This is a genomic window from Pseudofrankia saprophytica (genome assembly GCF_000235425.2).
Lineage (GTDB): Bacteria > Actinomycetota > Actinomycetes > Frankiales > Frankiaceae > Pseudofrankia > Pseudofrankia saprophytica.
Map to the genome: position 1 here is coordinate 3034328 of NZ_KI912266.1, position 20593 is coordinate 3054920.

Consider the following 20593-nt stretch of genomic DNA (forward strand, 5'->3'; position numbering starts at 1 on the left):
CCAGCCGGACCGCGGCTACCGGACCATGGTGAGATTCGGCTCCATTTCCGCGCTCCTTTCGCAAAGCATTCGCCACGGCTCTGAATGCCGGTGCAGCCTGCATCTTTCTGGGAAGACCGGGCCTTTTCATGCTCGGTTGGTCTGCCTCGAGCAGTGCAGCACCGGCCACCCGCCGAGGCGGGTCGCGGCTGGAGAAGGCTGGAATATCCTGAACAGCGCGGTGTGCACGCACTCTGCCACCGGACGTGAGGGAGGAACGGTGGGCGACGGGGGCTCACCATTCGCGCGCCTGGATCCGCCGGCGGCCCGGGAACGGTTCGCCGCCGAGCTCACCCAGGCGATGCTGGCCTCGGAGCGACGGCTGGGCCGCAGCTTCGACCGCGCCGAGCTGGCCAAACGGCTCAGCGTCTCGCGAGCCAGCCTGTACGCCTACCTGAAGGGGACGACGCTGCCGAGCAGCGCGGTCCTCGACCTGCTCCTCACGGCGATCGCGATCGCGGGCCCGGACGCGGGCCGGCTCGCCACGCTGCGCGACGACGCGGAGATCGCCCAGAAACTGCGCAGGACACGCTCCTCGCCGGCGGCGTCCCGGCAGGACTCCTCGTCCGACCGGCGAAGCGGCCCGCCAGATCCGGCCGGTGGCGAGCCGGCAGCCAGTGCCGCCGGCCCGCGACCGGCCGTCAGCCTCAGCAAGACCGCGGCGCATCCCCTGCCGCATCAGCTGCCCCTGGTGACCCACGCCGTTGTCGGGCGCCACATCGAGCTCGCGGCGCTCGACCGGCTCGCGACGGGAACGGACAACGAGCCGCCCGTCGCCCTGATCACCGTCGACGGCACGGCGGGCGCGGGCAAGACCACGCTGGCCGTGTACTGGTCCCAGCAGGTCGCCGACCGCTTTCCCGATGGCCAGCTCTATGTGGACCTTCGTGGGTTCGGCCCGGGCGACCCGATGGAGCCCGGGACAGCGCTGCACGGTTTTCTGGTGGCTCTGGGCGCGGACCCGGCCGCCATCCCCCCGAGTCTGGAGGGGCGTTCGGCGCTGTTCCGCAGTCTGATCGCCGGGCGGCGCGTCCTGGTTCTCCTGGACAATGCCCGGTCGACGGAGCAGGCTCGCCCCCTGCTGCCCGGATCGCCGAGCTGTCTGACCATCGTCACCAGCCGGACCAGACTTGAGGGACTGATCGTCCGCAACGGTGCCGGACACGTGGCGGTGGGGGTGCTTCCGCACCCGGGTGCCGTCACACTGCTTTCGACCCGGCTCGGCGCAGGCGACCACGAGGTTGGTCCCGAGCTCGATGAACTCGCCAGGGAATGCGCCTGCCTCCCGCTCGCGCTGAGCCTCGCGGCCGCCCGCGTCGGCGGGTCTTCTCGCGAGCTGCTCCGGGACCTCCTCGCCGAACTTCGCCAGTACCGGTCCCGCCTCGATGTCCTCAGCTCCGACGAGGCCGATCTGGACCTGCGGACCGTTTTCCAGTGGTCCTATGCGACGCTCGGCTCGTCGCCGTCCCGGCTGTTCGCGTTGCTCGGCATTCATCCAGGACCGGATATCGACCGGTCCGCCTGCGCCGCGCTGCTTGACAGTCCGGAAGGTTCCAGCCAGGCGTTGCGTCAGCTCGCCCGTGCGAATCTGCTCGTCGAGCACAGACCGGGCAGGTTCACGTCACACGACCTGCTGCGCGGGTTCGCCCAGGAACTGGCGGCGAGCCTCGACCCCGCGCAGACCAGGGCGGCGCTGGAACGGATGCTCGACTACTACCTCTCCACCGCGCTGAGGGCCGACGCTGTCTCCCAGCCGTGGGTCAGGTTCCGGTCCGCGCCGACAGCCGGCGCGGAGCCGGTGCCGGCGGCGGCCGCGGACCGCCCGCCGGGCGGCGCCGCGTCACCCGAGCCGTTCAGCGGGCCGCGGCCCTCGATCGCGACCCACGATGAGGCGATGGCCTGGTTCGAGGAGGAGCTGCCCATTCTCCTGTCGCTCGTCGGGACCGCCGCCACGCAGGGCTTCGAGTCGCACGCCTGGCGGCTTGCCTGGGCGCTCATGGTCTTTCTGCGCCGCACCGGACGGCGCACCGAGCGGGAGGACGTGCAGCGGGCGGCCGTCGAAGCCGCCGACCGGGTGGGGCACGGACATGCGCGGGCGGCGTCGCAGCGCAAGCTGGCCGACGCGCTCGCTCGGCTCGGCCAGCAGGCCGAGGCCCGGGCGCTGCTGTGGGACGCGCTCGCCGCGTTCACCAGGCTGGGAGACACGGACGGCGCCCGCCAGGTCCACCTGTCGTTCGCGCGTGTGTTCGAGGCCGGGAGTCGTTACGCGCAGGCGCTGCACCACGCGGCCACCGCGCTGGACCTCGCCTGCGGCGGGCCGGTGTCCGCGTCGAGCCCGGACCGGGTGGCCGCGGAGGGCCAGCCGGTGCGGGACGGTGAGCCGTTGGCGGTCGCCGACTGTCTGAACCTCGTCAGCATTCAGCTCTGCCACCTCGGACGGTACGAGGAGGCGCTGTCGCGCGGGCTCGAGGCGCTCGCGCTGTACGACCGGATCGGCCATGTCGAAGGCCAGGCGAACATCCTTCGCCATCTCGGACGGGCCGAAGGCGAGCTGGGTCACCACGAGGCCGCGATCCGTCACTACCAGCGGTCAAGGCTGCTGGACAGGGAGCTGGGTGACCGCTACTGGGAGGCGCAGGTCATGGACCACCTGGCGGACGAGCACCTGGCACTGGGCGACGAGGCGAGCGCGCAGCACTGGCGCGGCCACGCGCTGCGGCTTCTCGAGTCGCTCTCCCACCCCGATGCCGAGACGGTCCGGGCCAAACCGCGGGTGCCCAGGTATCCCGGCCCGTCCGCGCCGCCGCCGCCGGCGGCACCGGCGACCTGAGCCGCGCGCCACCGCCGGTGCCCTGTCGTCCGGTCAGATCCCGATGTGGATGTGCGAGGCCCATCGCGACGGATGGGCCGGCCGCCTGCCGCGAAGATGCCTGATCGTGGCGTGCAGGGCCGCGGCTGGCTCGGCCGCCGCGGGGCCGGTCATCGCCGCGTAGGTGCGGTCGGTGACCGTGACGGCGCCGCTGCTGTCGATCGGCCACAGGGTGGCGATGACGTGACGGTAGCCGGCAAGCTGGAACGCCGAGGCCAGGTGAATCACCTCGTCGGTGAGCCCGTCCGTGGGAGTGGCCGTCGAGCAGGCCGACAGGAACGCGAGGTGTGCCTCCAGCTGGAGCCGCAGGACGTCCGCGACGGTGAACGGCCGTTCCCGGTGATCGTGCAGAAGCAGCCGGCTCGCCGACGGGTCGACCGGATCGGAATAGCCGTGGCAGGCGAAGTGGGCCCAGCTGACACCCGGGAGGGCCGCGTGCACCGCCTCCCATGTCGCCTGCGGGCCGGTCAGGTCGCGCACCCGGCGCGGCAGACGCCGCTGGAGCACCGCGAGTTCGGCGCCCGCCCCGGGGACACCGACCCCGGCCTGACCGGCCGGCGACGTGGAGGGCATCGTGACCGCGAGGACCTCTGCGTTTCCCGCGTCGGCGCGGGACCGGCGCGCGTGGGTCAACGCGCGCAGCGTCGGGGTGTAGGAGGAGATCACCCGGTCGAGGACCGTGGCTGGAGCGGGGTCGAGCCGCGTGTCGTGGCGACCGGCGGCGTGGACGGGCAGGAACGACAGCACCCCGGCCGTGCACCACCACAGCCGCGGCAGCTCCGACGTCTCCTCGGGGGAGCGCGGCGGCAGCAGACCGTGGTGGTCGATGTGGCGCAGGACCGGTCCGGCGAGCCGGTCCCACAGCCACGCCAGCGTCTCGGTCAGCCGTCCCTGCGCCTGGTCCCGCCGGTCCCGGCCCGCTTCCTCGTCCCCGAGGGTGGCCAGCGCGTCGAGGAACTCCGCAGCCTCCCGCGCGACCACGTCCGGAGTCATGGTCTGAAGCTCCAGCGGCTCGGCGACCTCGGTCTCGGTGACCACCAGGGCATACGAGCCGTACGGGGACACCGCGACCAGCACGACCGGTCCGCCGGCGGCCGCCCGCTTCAGCGCCGCCAGCGGCGGGGGGCGCAGGAAGCCGGCAAGATCGGGCAGGTCACGCACCTGTGCGACCAGCCCGTCGAACTCGGCGCGCAGCGCCCGGCGCTCCGCGATCAGTCGCTCCGCCCCCGCCGGGCTGGCCGCCGCGCCGACGGACGTCGTCCCTGCGCTCGGGCTCGTCCCCGGCCGGTCGAGGGCGGCGGCCAGCTCGACGAACCGGTCGTGCAGGACGGGAGCGGCCGCCAGAAGATCACTGAGGTCGCCACGGGTGTCCAGCGCCTGGCCGAGGAGCACCCCGCGGGCCTGTTCGAACAGCTCGACCGCCCGCTCCGGCCTGCGGGCGCGCACCGCGCTGACCGCGGCCTCGGAGCCAAGACCGCGCACCGCGCCGAGCAGGCTCTGCCTGTCCGACCACGACAGCTCACGCGGCACGAGCTCCTCGAGCAGCCCCGCCGCGGCCGCGAAGCCCTCGACCGCCTGCTCCCAGCGCCCGGCCGCCGCCTCGGCGCTCCCCCATGCTCCCGCCGCGAGCGCGCGGGCCCGCGGCGGAGCGGCTTCGACGTCGACGGCCTCGCGGCTGACGTCGGCCGCCTCGGCCAGGTCCGCCAGCTCCCCGGTCCGGTCGAACCGTGTGTGCAGGGTGGAACCAAGATTGAGCAGGCGGGCCGCCCGTTCCGGGTGCTCGGCGGGGGTCGCCGCGACGGCCCGTCGGTGCGCGTCGACCGCGTCGTGGAGGTCGGCCAGCGACCCGGTCCGCAGGAACATGCTGCGCAGCGACAATCCGAGGTTCGTCAGTACGGCGGGCAGTTCCGGGAGGCCGTCGGGGGCGAGCTCGACGCCGCGGCGGCCGGCCTCGACAGCGGCGACGAGGTCGGAGAGCTCGCCGGTCCGCTCGAACCGGACGTGCAGAGCCGCGCCGTGGTTCGTCAGGACGACCGCGAGGCTCGGGTGGTCGGCGGGGGTCACCTCGAGGGCCAGGCGCCCGGTGTCGACGGCCTCGTCGAGACTCGCCGGGTCCGCGGTCCGCTCGAAGCGCAGCCGCAGCGCGAACGCCAGGTTGGCGAGCTGACCAGGGCGCTCGACGTCATGGGGACGGCCCACGTCCACGGCCTGTCGCGCGGCGTCGATCGCCTCCTCCAGGTCGGTCGTGAGGCCGGTCCGCTCGTAGCGGGCCCGCAGGGCGGCCCCCAGGTTCGACAGGTACCGGGCGCGGTCCGGGTGGTCGGCGGGGATCTCCGCCACGGAGAGCAGGCCGAGGCCGACCGCCTCGTCGAGGTCCGCCAGCACCCCGGTCCGGTCGAACCGCCGGTGCAGGGCGAGCCCGAGGTTCGACAGCCAGCCGGCGCGGGACGTGTGGTCGCCCGGGACAGCCCCGACGGCCTGTCGGGCGGCGTCGACCGCGGCGTCGAAATCGGTCAGGGAACCGGTCAGCTCGGCGCGTGCGCGCAGGGCCAGGCTGAGGTTGGACAGGTAGGCGGCAGCGTCCGGGTGGTCGTCGGGAAGTGCGGCGGCGGCACGACGGGCGGCCTCGATGGACTCGTCGAGACCGGCCGGCGTCCCGGTCCAGTCGGATCTCAGGAACAGACCGGTGCCGAGCACCGACAGCCGTGACGCGCGGTCCGGATGCAGCGCCGGGGTTGCCTCGACGGCCGAGCGGCTGGCGTCGATCGCCGCGTCCAGGTCCGCCAGCGCGCCGGTCCGCTCGAACCGGGTCTGCAGGGCATCGCCCAGGGCCGACAGGTACCGAGGGTGGTCGGTGTGGTCGGCGGGGGTGGCGTCGAGGGCCAGCCGCACGGACTCCACCGCTTCGTCCAGGTCGGCGAGCGCTCCGGTCCGCGCATGCCGCAGGCGCAGCGCGACCGCTAGGTTCGCCGCCATCGCGGCCCGGGCCGGATGAGCGGACGCCGCCTCGACGGCCAGCCTCGCGGCCTGGACCGCCCCGTCCAGATCCCCGAGGCTCCCGGTCCGATCGAAGCGGCTGCTCAGGGCGAATCCCAGGTTCGTCAGCACGGCCGCACGTTCTGGGTAGTCCTCGGCGGCCGCCGCGGCGGCGGACCTGCCTGCCTCGACCGCGGCGTCCGCGTCGGCCAGGTTCCCCGTCTGCCCGAACCGGGTTCGCAGGGCGGAGCTGAGGTTCGACAGGTAGCCCGCGCGGTCCGGGTGGCCGGCGGGTGCCGCCGCGGCAGCCGCCCGGGCCGCGTCGATCGCCTCATCGAGGTCGGCCACAGCTCCGGTTGCCTCGAACCTGGCCAGCAGCGCGATCCCGACGTGGGAGAGGTAGGTGGCTCGCTCCGGGTCGTCAGCGCCGGCGCCGTCGGCCGCCGACCGGGCTGTCTTGATCGCCGACTCGACGTCGTCCGCACGCCCGGTCCGCGCGAACCTGGTCAACAGGACGGTGGCGAGGTCCGACAGGTAGGTCGAGCCGACCGCCGCACCGGCCGGCGCCGCGTCGACCGCTCCCGTCCAGGCCTCGACCGCCCCGTCCAGGTCGGCCAGGTGGTGGGTCCGTCCGTAGCGCAGGACGAGAACGAACCCCAGCCCCGACAGGATGTCGGCGCGGCGAGGATGGTCGGGCGCGGCCGCGTCCAGAGCGGCCCGGCCGGCGTCGACCGCCTCGTCGAGGTCGGCCGGGTCGGCGGCCTGCTCGAAGCGGGCGCGCAGCGCGAGCGCCAGGTTCGACAGCCGGCCCGGGCGGTCGGGGTGGCCGGGCGCGGCGGCCGCCGCCGCTGCCCGCGCGGCCGCGACCGCGGCGTCCAGGTCCGCGGGACGGCGGGTCCGCAGGGCGTCCTCGACGAGCCCGGCGGCCCGGACGGCGTCGGGCGCGTAGTCCTGCGCGGCCGGTCCCGCGCCGTCGAAATAGGTCCGCACCGGGCCGGGTACCGCCTCCGGCCGGGCCCGGTAGAGGTGGATCAGCAGGCGCAGCGCCGCGGCGCGGTCGTCGTCGTCCTCGCCGGGCGGCAGCAACGCATAGCGGTAGTAGTGCAGCCAGCCCGCCGCCGCACAGACCTCGAGGTCCTCCGCGGGTTGCGCCACCGAGGCCATGAGCGCCCTGACCTCGGCCACCGCCGAGGCGTCGAGCAGTATCGCCGGATCCTGGCTGGCCTGGAACCGGGCAAGCCGCTCCCGGACCGCTTCGAGCAGCTGGTCGCGCATCTCACCTCTGTCACCGCTCCCCCATGCGGCCCCGCAGCCCCGGGTCGTGCCAGCGCATTCCGGGCCCTTGCCAGGCAGGGGCCAGGATATCTTCTGACCGATGGAGATCGACAGTGTCGCGTGCAGAGGGGCGGGCGCTCGTGCCTATCGACGGGGAGCTGCGGCGGGAGGCACTCGAGGTGCTGGCGGAGATCGCCAGCTGGGAGGCCGGTGCGACCCGCTGGGACGAGGTCGCCGCGCTCCTCGACGCGATGGCGGAGGCTGAGGCCGCCGACGATCCCGAGGCCCTGGACGCGGCCACCGCCGAGCTCGAGGCGCTCAGCCCGTGGCGGGCCAAGGAGGCCGGAACGACGCCGAAGACACCCCCGCCGGACCCGGTCCGTGAACGTCTCAACGAGACCAAGCACCAGATCACCGGACGGGACGACGAGGCGACCGGCTCCAAGGACCCGCTTTGAGGTGACCACCAGCGGCGATCTCGACGCCGCCCATGGTCAGGGTCCGAAGTGGATGAAGGCGGACCACAGGTCGGGGTGGGTGGGGTAGCGGCGAATATCCACGCGGTACGCCGCGGCCGGGGGTCCTGACTGCCAGCGGCCTGGTCGCCTTCTCGTCGGCGGGCCACCCGGATGCCCCGCCCGGCCACCGCCGAGGCTCGGCCGCGCCGGCCGAGTCAACCGGCGAAGGCGACAGCGGTGACGTCGCGGTCGAGGACGGCGGCCTGGTGGCCGTAGGTGTTCGACCCGTCGACGCGGATCATGACGCAGAACCGGTCGATCGCCCCGACGGCATTCGAGACCGCGTGGAACTCCTGCCTGAGAAAGTGGATCGCGGCTCGGTTGGAGATCGCGGTCTGGCCGCAGATAAGAACGACCGGTCTGCTCGCCCCCGTCGGGGTGAACTTCGCGACGAGGGCGTACTCCCGCCGGCCCCGGTCCAGCGCGAACTGCTGGTCCCCGACGGTCAGGGCAGCCGAATCGGCCCTCGTCGGGTGAACCGGATGAACCGTCACGCCCGGCAGCTGGGAGGCCACGTGACCAGCCGTGCGGGAGTTCGACTCCGGGCCGCCTATGCAGAACTCGGTTCGGTTCCCGTTGCTCTCACGGAAGCCGGTCGAGGACTGGACGGAGACCGGGCAGGCGGCCTCGCTGGCCAGCACCGCGACCTCGATCATCGCGTGCACATCGTGATGGCTGGTGCTGCCGGGCGCGTCCCACTTGTTGTTCAGGATGACCAGGCAGGTGCCACCGCGTTCCAGGCCGAAGAACAGGGCCTTGCGCCGCAGCACCCGAGCCCCGCTCGCCCGCTGCCACGCCCACACGGCCCCGCCGCTGATGACACTGGTGAGGAGACCGATCACGATGTTCAGGACCGCCGCCGACACCGTTCTTACCTCCAGGTGACCAGGCCGCCGGTACGAACAGATCCTCCCATGGCGGGACACCTCAGGCATCTCGCTCGGCCGCGCTGACCGGTGGGGCGGGCCAGCCGCCGGTCAGCGCAGCGGTGTGCCACCTTCGAGGCGGCCGCCTCGCCGGTCGCGCGAGCCGCCACGCAGGCGATGACGAGCCAGGAGCAACGACGCTAACGACTCGGGAACCCGTTGCGTCGAGAAGATCCGCCCGGCCAGTTCGGGCTGGCGGGCCGACTCGCGGACGAGGGCACGCAGTGCCTGCTCACGCCGGCGGTCGCGCCGCGCGGGATGGCCGGAGGGAGGACATGGTCCTGAGGCAATGCCGTGAAGCTTAAGTCGATCTTGGATGGTTGATCTTCTGCTGTTGCTGGCCGGTGGCCTGGACATGCGCTCACTTCTGCGGGATATGCCTGCTCCGATATCTGTAACGTAACCTGGATAGAACTCTCTGGAGGAGTTACCTCGGTGACGGCTCGACGCATAGAACAAACCGTTATGGAGGGTCTGAAGGGTAGTGGAGCATCACTTGTTAACCGACGGGACCCTGAGTTTGACGTGAGCGGTCTTGGTGGTCCACTGAACTGGGGTGGATGATGGGAACATGGGGGACGGGTCCGCTTATGAGCGACAGCGCCCAGGATTTTCTTGACCAGCTCAAGGAGCTGCCCAGTCGGGAGCGGATATCCAGGGTCGAGGGGATTCTCGCCCGTGTCGCCGAGGACCCGGCGATAATTATGCGGGAGTTCGTTCCAGAAGAGGTGGTTGCTGCTGCGGCGGTCGTTGGGGCGACTGTGATCAATACATCTGCGGCGGAGTGGGTTGAAGACGAGAACCTCCGTCGGGTTGTCTCTGGAATGCCGCCGCAGTATTCGATGCTCGAGATCGCCGGGACCGCATTGGATGCTGCGATGAGCTACGGTGATTCCTGGCTGATTTCTAGTTGGAAGAGTGAAAATGATCGCCGGTCGGCCGTAGCGCAGCTCGGTGAGATCAGGGCCGCCCTTGTCTCCGATTAGGATGTAGCGCACCAAGAGCCTATTTTAATATGATCAAAACTTTGGTTATTTGATCAAGTCGTACGGTGGTATTCGCTGATCAGGAGTGTCTGTGAAGCAAAAGCTAGCTAGGTAGAGAGACGCGAGTCGGGCATGAATTTTGTGACACGCTGCGGCAGGTATCAGCCTGATGGCCGTGCCGCAGGCAGGGAAGCCCGACGACCCCGCCGTGTGGGGACCGCAGCCAGACGACGTGCTGTTGTTGGTTGGGGCGGCCGTGCTGGGGCTGCCGTAGTGGCTGGCGCTGTGTTGTCCACCATGCTGGTCCGGGCCTTTGCACCCGTGTGCAGGCTTCCGCTGTTCCTGTAGGCGTGCGCCGGGCTGGCCGCCGAGGTCGCCCTCGTCGCGGTGTTGCGGTTCGTGGCCTCCGGCCATTGAGCGTTCACTGCCAAGGAGGTCATCGACGATCGTGGGTATGGCGGGGCCTGGCGCCGAATGGGGCGCCGGCGATGGAGGCGATCCGTGCCTGTCTGGCGCTGCCGCCCGGCGGACCGCGCCGCCGGTGTTCATTGCTCACTGCTCGGTGGAAAGGCTGATCTCTTCGGTGTCGTTCCACAGGGATGCGGTGACGCCTGGGGGTGCCTGCGCGAGGACTTCACGGATGGCGGCCGCTGCGGCGGGGAGGTCGTCGCGCACGACGACGTGCAGGCGGGTTTCGTCTCGCCCGTCGGGGTATGTCGTGCCCCCGTAGGCGTCGACGTGAGTCAGGACGCCGGACCGTACGAGCCTTTTTAGGTGGGTCCTGATCGGGGCTGTCGGCCTTTGCTCACCGTTGGTGGTGACGAGTCGGAGTTCGAGATCCCACCTGTGCAGGTGGTGTAGCGGGCTGGCGCCGAACCAGCGGGTGATGATTGTTCCCTGCGCGGTGCCGCTGAGCACCTCGAGTACCCAGGCGGTCTCTACCGGGTCGGTTGGGGACTCCAGTGCGCGAAGGACGACTTCGTTGCCGTATCCGGTGTGCCGGAAGGCGTCCGCGAGTGGGGCGGTGTCCTGGTCTCGGATTGCGGCGTCGAGTGCCGAGCGGACGGCGATGTCGGTCAGTGGGGCGGCCGCCGCTACCTGGGTCGCCGTGGCTTCGGCCGCGTCGAGTAGGCCTGACAGTACGTCGAACGGGAAGGTGGTCGTCTCGGGTGTCCGGTAGGAGTGCAGGAAACCCTTTTTCGGGTCTCGTTCGGCGGTGACGGCCAGGTGCCCGTCGGGCCGGGTCACCCAGGTGATCCCCGGCAGCGGTGGCCGTTCGAGCAGGGTCCGGGTTTCGGGCCGTAGACCGTCGCCTGGCCGGGGTCTGACCTGGCGGAAGGCGGCGTCGAGGACCGGGCTGATGGCGTCGAGGGATTCGCTGCCGTCGCGCAGCAGGTAGGGAACGAGCAGGGCTGCGACGGGTCCTGGATGGCGAATGTCGGGGTCGAGCAGCGCCGATGCCCGGCAGATCAGCTCCAGTTCCTCCCACCGCAGTGTGGCCGGCATGGGATGCGCCTCGTCGAGGTAGCCGATCGTCCTACCCGTGGCGGAGCCCGGCGGGTAGATCTCCAGCGACTGGATCGCGCCGCCACCCAGCAGGATCTGCGTGCCGATCCGGTAGTCATCCCCGACGTCGACGGCGAAATCGAGCTCCTGCTTGACGTCCTCGTCCAGGACCTCGGCCCAGAACAGGTCCTCGCCCAGGCGGGCGGTCAGCGACGGAGGTAACGGCACGGTGGGCACCTTATCGACGGCGGGTCCGGCTTCGTGGTCGAGGCTTGAGCTGCGCCGGCTGGAGGGTGGCGCAGGTTCACCTTTCGCTGGTCAGGCTGATTTCCTCGGCGCCGTTCCACAGGGATGCGGTCACGCCCGGGAAACCCTGAGCGAGGCTCTCGCGGATTGCGGCCAGTGCCGCCGGGAGGTCGTCGCGTACGACTACCGACAGTCCCATTTCCGCAGGCTCCCCTGAGCGCTGCCGGTCGTGCGCGAGGTCGAAAGTCAACACCGCGGACGGCACGAGCTGCTCCACGTGGACCTTGATCATAATGCTTGGTGTGTACAGGTCTACCTCGCGGGCGGCCGCGAGCCGGAGCGTGAGATCCCACCGGCGTAGGTGGTGCAGCGGGCTGGCGCCGAACCAGCGGGCGATGATCGACCCTTGGGGTGCGGCGCTGAGCGCCTCGAGTACCCAGGCGGTCTCCACCGGGTCTGTCGGGGACTCCAATGCGCGAAGGATCACGGCGTCGTCGTAGCCCGCGTTTCGCAGGGCGTCCGCGAGCGGGGCGGGGTCCTGGTCGTGGATCGCGGTGTCGAGCGTCGACCGGACGGCCGGGTTTCGCAGGCAGGTGGCCGCTGCTACGGCTGCGACGGTGGCCGTGGCGGCGGCCAGAAGCTCCGACAGCAGGGCGAACGGGAAGTCTTCCGACGTAGGCGACCGCGGGGACTGCAAATGATCGCTCGTCGGGTCGCCCTGGACGGTGACGGCCCGATACCCGTCGGCGCGGTCAACCCAGGTGATGCCAGGTGCCAGCGGCGTATCGAGCAGGGTCCGGGTTTCGGGCCGTAGACCGTCGCCTGGCCGGGGTCTGGCCAGGCGGAAGGCGGCGTCGAGGACCGGGCTGATGGCGTCGAGGGATTCGCTGCCGTCGCGCAGCAGGTAGGGCACGAGCAGGGCGGCAACCGGCCCGGGATGGCGTATGTCGGGGTCGAGCAGCGCGGCTGCCCGGCAGATCAGCTCCAGTTCTTCCCACCGCAGCGCGGGCGACCTGGAATCCCACCATTCAACGCGCCCGACTGTCTTGCCCGCGGCCGAGCCCGGCGCGTAGATCTCCAGCGACTGGCTCCGGCCACCGAGCAGGATCTGGGTCCCGAACCGGTAGTCACCGCCGACGTCGACCGCAAAGCCCAGCTCCTGGTCGACCTCTTCGTACAGGACCTGAGCCCAGAACAGGTCCTCCCGCATCCGGGCGGTCAGCGACGCAGGCAACGACACGATGGGCACCCTATCGACGCGCAGTCCGGCCGACGGCCGAGCCATAACTCGCCCGAGGGTGTGGATCGGCGGGCCAAGGTATGACCCGACCTCGGGAACGCACCGCCGTGCCTGAGAACCAGGAGTCGGCGGCAGCTCTCAGAGCCTGTCCTGAATCTTGATGTTGTGGGCTGGCCGTGGCCCGTTCCCGATCTTCGCGGTGTGGTGGCGTGAACGGCTGGGACGGGCTGGTCACGGTCGGGACATGGGACGATCTCGCCGCTATCCCTCGGATATGTCGGATGAGGAGTGGGCGTACGTGGCGCCGCTGTTGCCGCCGGTTCCGAAGGACGGCCGGCCCGAGAGCCATGACCGGCGCGACATCGTGGACGCGATCCTGTACGTGGCCCACAACGGGATCGTGTGGCGGGCGCTGCCGGCGGACTTCCCACCCTGGAAGACGGTCTACGGCTTCTTCGACCGGTGGAAACGCAAGGGCGTCGTCATCCGGGTCCACGACGGGCTGCGCGACCAGTTGCGCCAGGCCGAGGGCCGCCGGCCGCGGCCGACCGCCGGGGTGATCGACTCCCAGTCCGTGAAGGGCGCCCAGACCGTCACCCACCCCAGCCGTGGCTACGACGCGGGCAAGAAGGTCAACGGCCGCAAGCGGTTCATCGTCGTCGACACGTTGGGCCTGCTGCTGGGGGTACTCGTGCTGCCCGCCAGCCGCCAGGACCGCGACGGCGCTCGCCAACTCCTGCTCGACCACTACTTCACCACCCCGACGTGTCGGCACCTGTTCGCCGACGGCGGCTTCGCCGGCAAGTTCGTCACCTGGGCCACCGACATTCTCAAGACCACCGTCGAGGTCGTCCGCAAGAAAGACGGACAGAAAGGCTTCACCGCCCTCCCGAAACGATGGGTCGTCGAGCGCACCCTGGCCTGGCTCACCGCGCACCGCCGCCTCGCCCGCGACTACGAACGAGACCCGGCAAGCTCGGTCGCCTTCATCCGCTGGGCCATGATCCGCACCATGGCCCGCCGCCTCGTCCGCGGCAAGCCCGTCGAACGCTGGACGGCCCGCGAGCAACCGAACACGGCGAGCTGATAGCCCTTCAAGATTCAGGACAGGCTCTCACAGATGTGCCGAATCGGCCGTGGAATGCCGACATCGTCGTCGGGCAGCTGGGGCCCGACGCCGCCCGCGCGGCGGCGAGTCGGCGGGCTGCATCACGGCGGAGACGAGACTGTCGCTGGCAGAGGGGCGGCCGGCGGCGGACCGTCCGCGGGTGGGACTCGTCTACGCGCTGCGGGCTATGACGCCGGTGAGGGTGCGCTCGGTGGCGCGGGCGCGGTGGATCAGGCTGGCCTGAAGGGTGCAGTTACGCGGTTTCGCTGGTCAGGCGGCGTGTTGCGGGACGTTCCGCGCTGGCCGTGGCGATGAAGGCGTCGAGGCGGCGGGCGTGGGCGCCGCGCCAGTAGATCTGGCCGCAGGCGATACAGCGGGTGAAGTGGGTCGCGGTGCGCCGGGTACCGGGCTCCACCTTGTCGAGGACCTCTTCCCTCGGCACCGGCCGCAGTTCGGCGCCGCAGGAGACACAACGGGTGAGCGGTGCCAGTGGCGGCGCGAACCGGTCAAGGACATCGTGTGCCTGATCGTCCGGCCGGTCGCCGCGGACGTATGCGCCGTGCGGCAGGCTGCGCCGGAACAGCAGGCCCCGGTCCCGCGTCAGCAGCACCCGGCGCTCTCGGATCGCCTGGGCGAGGAGTTCGTCATCGGCGGCGTCGTTGCGGTAGGCCACGTCCAGGCCGAGCAGTCGCAGCCGACGGGACAACGCGCCCAGGTGCACGTCGAGGACGAACCGCGGCTCGGTCAACGGCTGGGGACGCGCCGCTGGCTCGACCCGCACGATCTCGTCCAGCCCGGGCCGGCAGGATGGGCTGAGGAGCGTGCCGTCGGCCCGTCGTAGCGCTCCGACCTCGGTTAGCGGCACCCCGACCGACTGCACGACGTGGCCCAGCGTGGCGTCCGGATCCGGCGGCGGCCCGTCGACCAGCCCGCCTTTCTCCGCCCGCCGCCAGGACCCGTACAGCAACGGCCGCAGTTCCTCGGCGACCTCCAGTACCACCACACCAGTTGCCTACCCGCCGGACACCCTCATCCGCGGGTTCGGGTTCGAGTCTCTGGCGGCGCACCCGGTCGCGGGTCTGTGCCGGTTGTTTGAACCCGATAGGTGGGACTGAGCGTGAGATCTGCGGGCTGCCCGACCAACTGCGCGGGACCAGGCGGCGATGCCAGGCCAGCAGCGTCGCCGGGGTCACCAGCCGACATGCCCGGACCTCGTGGGGGAGCAGCCGGGCGAGCGCGGCCAGGACCGCGCGGTCTGGCCAGGTGAACCGAGGCCGCCCGACCTGACGGCGTAGCACTGCTACCTCGTGACGGAGCACGAGCAGTTCCGTCGTCCTCGCTGCGTCGGCGCGGGTCAGCGGGACGAGCCAGCCGAACACCCGGACCATGGCCAGGTACACCAGCCGCACCACCATGAACGGAGATCATGCACCGCCGCGCCTGGTAGCGAAATAGCAGGTCAACAGGGTCTCCACCCGCGACCAGCACGCCGAAGCCCAACACGACGCCCTCCGAGCGACCGGCTACGACGCGATCTTCATCGACAAGGCCTCCGGTAAGCTTGTCCGCCGCCCCGAGCTCGACAAGGCGCTCCTGTCCGCGAACCGCGCCGGCGACCAGCTCGTCATCACCAAGCTCGACCGGCTCGGCCGCTCCCGGCGATGCCCCCAGGACGGGTTGTCTCGCCAGGCGGATCACCAGCGCCCGTACCGCGTCGTCTACCGACGGGCGACCGGTGCGGTGCGGGTAGATCCACCGCTGACGGACCAGCCGGCGGTGCCAGGCCAGCAGCGTCGCCGGGGTCACCAGCCGGCAGGACTGGGCCCCGCGGGGGAGCAGCCGGGCCAGCGCGGCCAAGACCGCGCGATCCGGCCGGGTGAACCGAGGCCGCTCGACCTGGCGACGCAGCACGGCGACCTCCTGGCGCAAGACCAGTAGTTCCGTCATCGTCGCCGCATCGCTGCGGGTGAGCAGAACGAGCCAGCTGAACACCCGCACCATGACCAGATACACCAGTCGCACGACCATGAGCCACGATCATCCGCCACGGCACCTGGCAGCGAAGTTGCAGGTCAACGCCCCGAGACCGAGTTCTGGCACGGTACAGGATCTAGGGGGCATCATCCGGTGATTGATGATCAAAAGATAGAGGACTTCCGTCGGTGGGCTCTGGCTGTTCTGGGCTTGCTCAGTGCCACATCGGACCGTCAGGTTTCCTACTTGCGACAGTCGAACGTGGGAGCGGATGAGCTCTTGCTCCAATTCGACGACGTGCTGTATGTGGCTCGCGCGAGGGTTGCCGATGGGTCACTTGAGGGCGAGGATTTTCTTCTGCTCCTGAAAGTCAATAAAAGAGTAGATTCCGTAAATTCGGGACCGGATTCAATCTGGACGAATGAAGCACTCGAGGTGGCAGTAGAATGGAGGGAGCTACGGATCACGGCTGGGGCGGTGGAGGCGAGCCTTGAGAAATCCTGGAACCTAGCTTCTGGAGATTAGCAAGATCTGCCTGCGATGTTGTATCTTACGAAAATGTGACATTCGGTCGGTTGTTGGTCTGGCGGTCGACAGGGTCCTCGGAGTCGTGGGCGGTCGCCGGGCCATAACCGCTTAACGTTCACGAGGAGCGGGATTACATCGCAGCGCCCACGAGATCCTCGTCCACGACGCCGATTGCGACCTAGGGCCTCGGTAAAGTTGCTTGCAAGCAGATCGCGATCGTCGTGAGTGCTGCCGACCCGGCCTGTGTAGGCAGGGCCGGGCGAAGGCGATCAGCAGCGGGTGAACCGGCAGACCTATCTATCCACGACCAAGTGATCAACAGCCATGCCGCGTTCGGTCAATGGCTCCTCGACGTTATGGCGTGGCAGCGCGAAATAGCTACCAGCAGACTTCCACAAAGACCACCTCCGGGCGGGAACCAGAAGCCGGTGAACTCCGAGACCGGGACCGACCCACGAGGATGGCGGCGAGCTGCCATCCGATCATGCCTGGCCGCCTGGCCCGGCCGCGGCATCCGCGAGCTGTCTGTTGCATTCGGAGGGCCGGGGTGCGCGCGGAGGCCTGGCAGGCTTGAGGATCAGACCGATGCGGCGAGCTCGGTGAACGCGACCGACAGCCGCAGTCGTGGATCGGTGTCGACGGCGAGTTCGTAGTGACCGCGGCGGATGTTCTGGATCAAGGCGTGTCCGGTGCTGACTGTCTGGGCCGAGCGCAGCCGTTTCCCTCCTTGTCAGTCTCGGGTGAGACACCTGCTGGGTGCGGGTTGGCTACGGGGGGCGTGGATCGGAGATCCTTGTGTTCGTGGAGTCAGAGTCGGCGGAGCGTCCGAGCGGGTCCTCGCCGCGGCGTGATCCGGCGCCGCGTCCGTCGCGGCGGGTGTTCAGCGCGGCGTACAAGTTGCGGATCATCGCCGAGTACGAGAACGCCCCGCACGGAGAGAAAGGCGCGATCCTGCGCCGGGAGGGTTTGTTCTCCTCGCATGTGGTGGAGTGGACCCGGGCCCGTGACGCGGGTGCCCTGGGAGGAACAAACACCGCGGCTCGCGGTCCGGAGAAGAAGCCCGGAAAATCGGCGGAGCAGATCGAGTTGGAGAAACTGCGCAGGGAGAACGAGCGGTTGAAATCCCGGCTCGCGACGACCGAGACCGCGCTGGATATCATGGGAAAAGCACACGCGCTCTTGGCTTGAGATTTAACCATCTCATGATCGAGTTCGGGTTGGGTTGGCGATCTACTGGACAGCTGGCACCCTTCACGTGATCGTGTCTCTTTACTGAGACCAATCCGAGTCGCGTGAAGGTCGTAGAGGTGAGTTTGCTGCGCGAGAACGCCAATGTTGAATTGTTTTTCGCATTGACCCGTTTCCGTGATGGGTTCTACGACTGCCTGGACGCTCGGGCCGACACGCTCTTCGAGCTGACGGACGCGGTGATCTGCACTGAAGCTCCGGTGACCTCCCTGGTCGAGTTGTCACTTGCTTCGGTATTCCGCCGCGGCCACGGAGCCCTGTATGACGCGTTGGCGCAAGGCGCCATCGACGAGGAACGGCTGCGGGATCTGCTGGCCGACCAGCTCCCACCCGACAGCCCACCGATCTTCGGTGTGGACGTGACGACCTTCCCCAGGCCGAACGCCGAGTGCTCACCCGACCGGGGCCTGCACTACGCGCCGTGCCGCTGCGACGGCGACCGCAAGGTCGTACCGGGCTGGGAGTTCCAGTGGGTGACCGCCCTGGAATGGGGCCGCTCCTCGTGGACGCTGCCGGTCGACGCCCGCCGCCTGCCGCAGGGAGCCTGCCCGGTGACCGCCACCGCCGAGCAGATCCGCGACCTCACCCGACGGCTGGGCACCCAGCCCCCGACACCACAGCCCGCACCGATGTTCGTGCTGGACCAGGGATACGCAGCCGCCGCACTGACCCACGCCCTGGGAGACCTTCCGGTCCAGACCCTCGTAAGGATCGCCGGCGACCGTGTCTTCTACGACGGTCGGCCCGGCCCCCGCAAACCCGGCCCCGGCCGCAACGGCATCCACGGCCAGCGGTTCGCCCTCGCCGCGCCGATGAACCTGCGCCGCCCCGACCAGATGCTGATCGTGCCCGACACGACCAACTACGGCCGGGTCGAGGTCCGGGCCTGGCAGCGCATGCACCAGAGGGTGGCACGCTCGGGCTACTTCGCCCGCCTGGGAGACGAGCTGTTCACCCGGCTACCCATCATCGAGGGCACCGTCCTGGAAGTGCGGGTGGAACGTCTGCCCGACGGCCGCAGCCCGCACCGCACCATGTGGCTGTGGCACTCCGGCCCCCATGCACCCGACCTGGACGTGTGCTGGCGGGCCTACCTGCGCCGCTTCGACATGGAACACACCTTCAAGATGATGAAGTCCCAGCTCGGATGGACCGCGGCACGGCTACGCCATCCTGAGCAGGCCGTCCGCTGGACCTGGCTGCTCATCGCCGCCTACACCCAACTCCGCCTCGCCCGTGACCTGGCCAACGACCTGCGTCGCCCCTGGGAACGACGGCCCCGCCCAGGCAAGCCGCTCACCCCCTACCGGGTCCGCCGCGCATTTCGACATCTGCGCGACCGGCTGGGCACCCCGACGCGTCTACCGAAAACCAGCCACCCCGGCCCAGGACGTCCACCCGGAGGCAGAAACACCCCAGCCCGACGCCACCGTCTCGGCTCAGAAATGCGCAAAACAGACATACCCGCGAAGCCGGGAGGCAAGAAGAAAGGTTAAATCTCAAGCTTGGAACAGATCTCCGAGAGCGCGGACACCGAACGGCCGTAGACCAGGTTTTGACCGGTGCTTTCGACCAGCTGCGCGCCGCGGGGGTGCCGGTGAACCGGGCCTGCGTCTACACGGGCCGGTCGAGAGCGACGCACTACCGTCAAGCCGCGCCGGGCGGACGGCGCCATGGGCCGTGGCTGGCGCGGACTCCGTCGCCGGGGACGTTGACCGACGTCGAACGCGCCCAGGTGCTGGCGGTCCTGGCGAGCCCGGCCTACCAGGACCTGGCGATCCCGCAGGTCTGGGCGCGGGAACTCGACGCTGGCCGGTACTGGTGCTCGCTGTCGAAGATGTACCGCATCGCGCGTGCGGCCGGGCAGACCCGGGAACGTCGCGCGCTGGCGACCCACCCGCCGCGGGTCCGCCCCGAGCTGACCGCGACCGGCCCCGACCAGGTCTGGTCGTGGGACATCACCGCGTTGAAAGGACCCGAGAAAGGAGTCTGGTACAGGCTCTACGTCGTGCTCGACATCTACTCCCGGTACGTTACCGGCTGGCTGGTGGCCGCCGGCGAGGATGCCGTGGTCGCGAAGGACTTCCTCGCCGCCGCCATTGCCCGGAGCGGAGCCCCGCCCCGGGCGATCCATGCGGACCGCGGTGGGGTGATGGTTTCGAAGCCGGTATCCGAACTCCTTGTCAACCTTCATGTCCACCGGTCTCATTCCCGGCCACGGACCTCGAACGACAACCCCTATTCCGAAGCGCAGTTCAAGACTCTCAAGTACAGCTACGACTTCCCCGACCGGTTCGGGTCGCTCGCCGACGCACGGACCTTCTGCGAGGGGTTCTTCACCGCCTACAACCACGACCACCGCCACTCCGGGATCGGGTTCCACACCCCGGCCTCGGTCCACTTCGGCACCGCCGACCAGGTCCAGACCCACCGCCAGGCCACCCTCGGCCGCGCCCACGCAGCGCACCCCGAGCGGTTCGCCCGCCGGCCACGGCCACCCCGGCTACCCGAGACCGTGTGGATCAACCAGCCAGTTCCCAGCCAACCGAGCAACGACCAACTGTCTCATTTGACTTGACATCTACCGACGCGTCTGCGAGGAAGCAGCCCGGGGATGTCTGTGGCGTCGACGAAGCCCGGCCGCGCCAGGGAGGTGCGACGGGCCGTGGCGTGCCGCTGATGTTGGTCAACGTCGTCGGTGCTCGAACCGCCCTGGCGTGCCCAGAGGCTCTGGGCTGCGCACCTCTTGACATCAACGGTTGCGGCGCGTCAACTCGGCTGCACCGTTTGAAGGCGGAGTGAATGCGGTTCGGGACCGCGCGACCACCCGCGTCCTGGCAGCGGCGTGGTACCGATGGGATCAGCCCAATGCATCAGGCACGGGCAGCCGGGTCCGGGCTCGCTACCAGCAGTGATAGTGGCCCGGAGGATCGGGATGGTCGGAAGTCATGCGGACCCAGCCACCCACTGCTAGCCCACCCAGATCAAGTGATCACAAAGCTACGGCTGCCGTCCTTGGCGCCCGGGTGGCGGACGGCGTGGGATTCGCGCCCTGAGCTGACCTTTTCCCGTCTTGTCGCGCCGATGGATCGCTGATAGGTATATGTGTATCCGCTGCTGTATACATCGGTAACGGCGGCGCCACACCGCGTGT

12 protein-coding genes and 2 pseudogenes are annotated in these 20593 nt (G+C 69.9%); 8 read left to right on the plus strand and 6 right to left on the minus strand.

The genetic code is table 11. The features are described from left to right. Window positions 1-259: 259 nt before the first annotated feature. Window positions 260-2869, plus strand: coding sequence for a tetratricopeptide repeat protein (locus FRCN3DRAFT_RS0212520; protein WP_007513488.1), 2610 nt, complete (start codon window positions 260-262; stop codon window positions 2867-2869). 33 nt (window positions 2870-2902) lie between these two features. On the opposite strand, the gene FRCN3DRAFT_RS44250 is transcribed toward FRCN3DRAFT_RS0212520, so the two are convergent. Continuing rightward, on the minus strand, window positions 2903-7159 hold the full coding sequence (locus FRCN3DRAFT_RS44250; RefSeq protein WP_007513486.1) for a CHAT domain-containing protein: 4257 nt from the start codon (window positions 7157-7159) through the stop codon (window positions 2903-2905). A gap of 113 nt (window positions 7160-7272) precedes the next feature. Here FRCN3DRAFT_RS44250 and FRCN3DRAFT_RS0212530 point away from each other — a divergent pair, with 113 nt between their 5' ends. After that, window positions 7273-7617 (plus strand): CATRA system-associated protein, encoded by a 345-nt coding sequence (locus FRCN3DRAFT_RS0212530; RefSeq protein WP_007513483.1) that lies wholly within the window; start codon window positions 7273-7275, stop codon window positions 7615-7617. A 215-nt stretch (window positions 7618-7832) separates the two neighbouring features. On the opposite strand, the gene FRCN3DRAFT_RS0212535 is transcribed toward FRCN3DRAFT_RS0212530, so the two are convergent. After that, window positions 7833-8543, minus strand: coding sequence for a hypothetical protein (locus tag FRCN3DRAFT_RS0212535; protein ID WP_007513481.1), 711 nt, complete (start codon window positions 8541-8543; stop codon window positions 7833-7835). A gap of 623 nt (window positions 8544-9166) precedes the next feature. Between FRCN3DRAFT_RS0212535 and FRCN3DRAFT_RS0212540 the strand changes: the two genes are divergently transcribed. Next, window positions 9167-9589, plus strand: a complete 423-nt coding sequence (locus FRCN3DRAFT_RS0212540) for a DUF4259 domain-containing protein (RefSeq protein WP_269799855.1) — start codon at window positions 9167-9169, stop codon at window positions 9587-9589. A gap of 552 nt (window positions 9590-10141) precedes the next feature. Here the strand turns inward: FRCN3DRAFT_RS0212540 and FRCN3DRAFT_RS0212550 are convergent. Both FRCN3DRAFT_RS0212550 and FRCN3DRAFT_RS0212555 read right to left on the minus strand, forming a co-directional pair. Beyond that, complete coding sequence (locus tag FRCN3DRAFT_RS0212550) at window positions 10142-11323, minus strand: hypothetical protein (protein ID WP_007513476.1); 1182 nt, start codon at window positions 11321-11323, stop codon at window positions 10142-10144. Window positions 11324-11399: 76 nt separating this feature from the next. Further along, a complete protein-coding gene (locus FRCN3DRAFT_RS0212555) occupies window positions 11400-12581 on the minus strand; it encodes a hypothetical protein (protein WP_106410446.1) in 1182 nt (393 codons plus the stop codon). A gap of 244 nt (window positions 12582-12825) precedes the next feature. On the opposite strand from FRCN3DRAFT_RS0212555, the gene FRCN3DRAFT_RS0212560 reads away from it, so the two are divergent. Next, window positions 12826-13668, plus strand: coding sequence for an IS5 family transposase (locus FRCN3DRAFT_RS0212560; RefSeq protein WP_027140517.1), 843 nt, complete (start codon window positions 12826-12828; stop codon window positions 13666-13668). A gap of 274 nt (window positions 13669-13942) precedes the next feature. Here the strand turns inward: FRCN3DRAFT_RS0212560 and FRCN3DRAFT_RS0212565 are convergent, their stop codons facing one another. After that, window positions 13943-14692: a Mut7-C RNAse domain-containing protein gene (locus FRCN3DRAFT_RS0212565; protein WP_007513474.1), complete on the minus strand. Its 750-nt coding sequence runs from the start codon at window positions 14690-14692 to the stop codon at window positions 13943-13945. Between the two features lie 521 nt (window positions 14693-15213). Here FRCN3DRAFT_RS0212565 and FRCN3DRAFT_RS57405 point away from each other — a divergent pair. After that, a pseudogene (locus tag FRCN3DRAFT_RS57405) lies at window positions 15214-15627 on the plus strand (recombinase family protein); the annotation flags it as partial. Window positions 15628-16768: 1141 nt separating this feature from the next. On the opposite strand, the pseudogene FRCN3DRAFT_RS0212575 reads toward FRCN3DRAFT_RS57405, so the two are convergent. Continuing rightward, window positions 16769-16921, minus strand: a pseudogene (locus FRCN3DRAFT_RS0212575) (IS6 family transposase); the annotation flags it as partial. Between the two features lie 71 nt (window positions 16922-16992). Between FRCN3DRAFT_RS0212575 and FRCN3DRAFT_RS57655 the strand changes: the two are divergent. The 3 genes from FRCN3DRAFT_RS57655 (at window position 16993) to FRCN3DRAFT_RS0212590 (ending at window position 20017) form a co-directional block, all read left to right on the plus strand. After that, window positions 16993-17379, plus strand: coding sequence for a hypothetical protein (locus FRCN3DRAFT_RS57655; RefSeq protein ID WP_051466859.1), 387 nt, complete (start codon window positions 16993-16995; stop codon window positions 17377-17379). Between the two features lie 119 nt (window positions 17380-17498). Further along, window positions 17499-18935, plus strand: a complete 1437-nt coding sequence (locus FRCN3DRAFT_RS44255; protein ID WP_007507715.1) for an NF041680 family putative transposase — start codon at window positions 17499-17501, stop codon at window positions 18933-18935. Between the two features lie 215 nt (window positions 18936-19150). Next, a complete protein-coding gene (locus FRCN3DRAFT_RS0212590) occupies window positions 19151-20017 on the plus strand; it encodes a DDE-type integrase/transposase/recombinase (RefSeq protein WP_198535965.1) in 867 nt (288 codons plus the stop codon). The last annotated feature ends 576 nt before the right edge of the window (window positions 20018-20593 follow it).

Excerpts from the sequence above, each read along its gene's own strand:
- FRCN3DRAFT_RS0212540 (WP_269799855.1), top strand. The coding sequence starts at position 9,167 with ATGGGAACATGGGGGACGGGTCCGCTTATGAGCGACAGCGCCCAGGAT.
- FRCN3DRAFT_RS44250 (WP_007513486.1), bottom strand. The coding sequence starts at position 7,159 with ATGCGCGACCAGCTGCTCGAAGCGGTCCGGGAGCGGCTTGCCCGGTTC.
- FRCN3DRAFT_RS0212560 (WP_027140517.1), top strand. The coding sequence starts at position 12,826 with ATGGGACGATCTCGCCGCTATCCCTCGGATATGTCGGATGAGGAGTGG.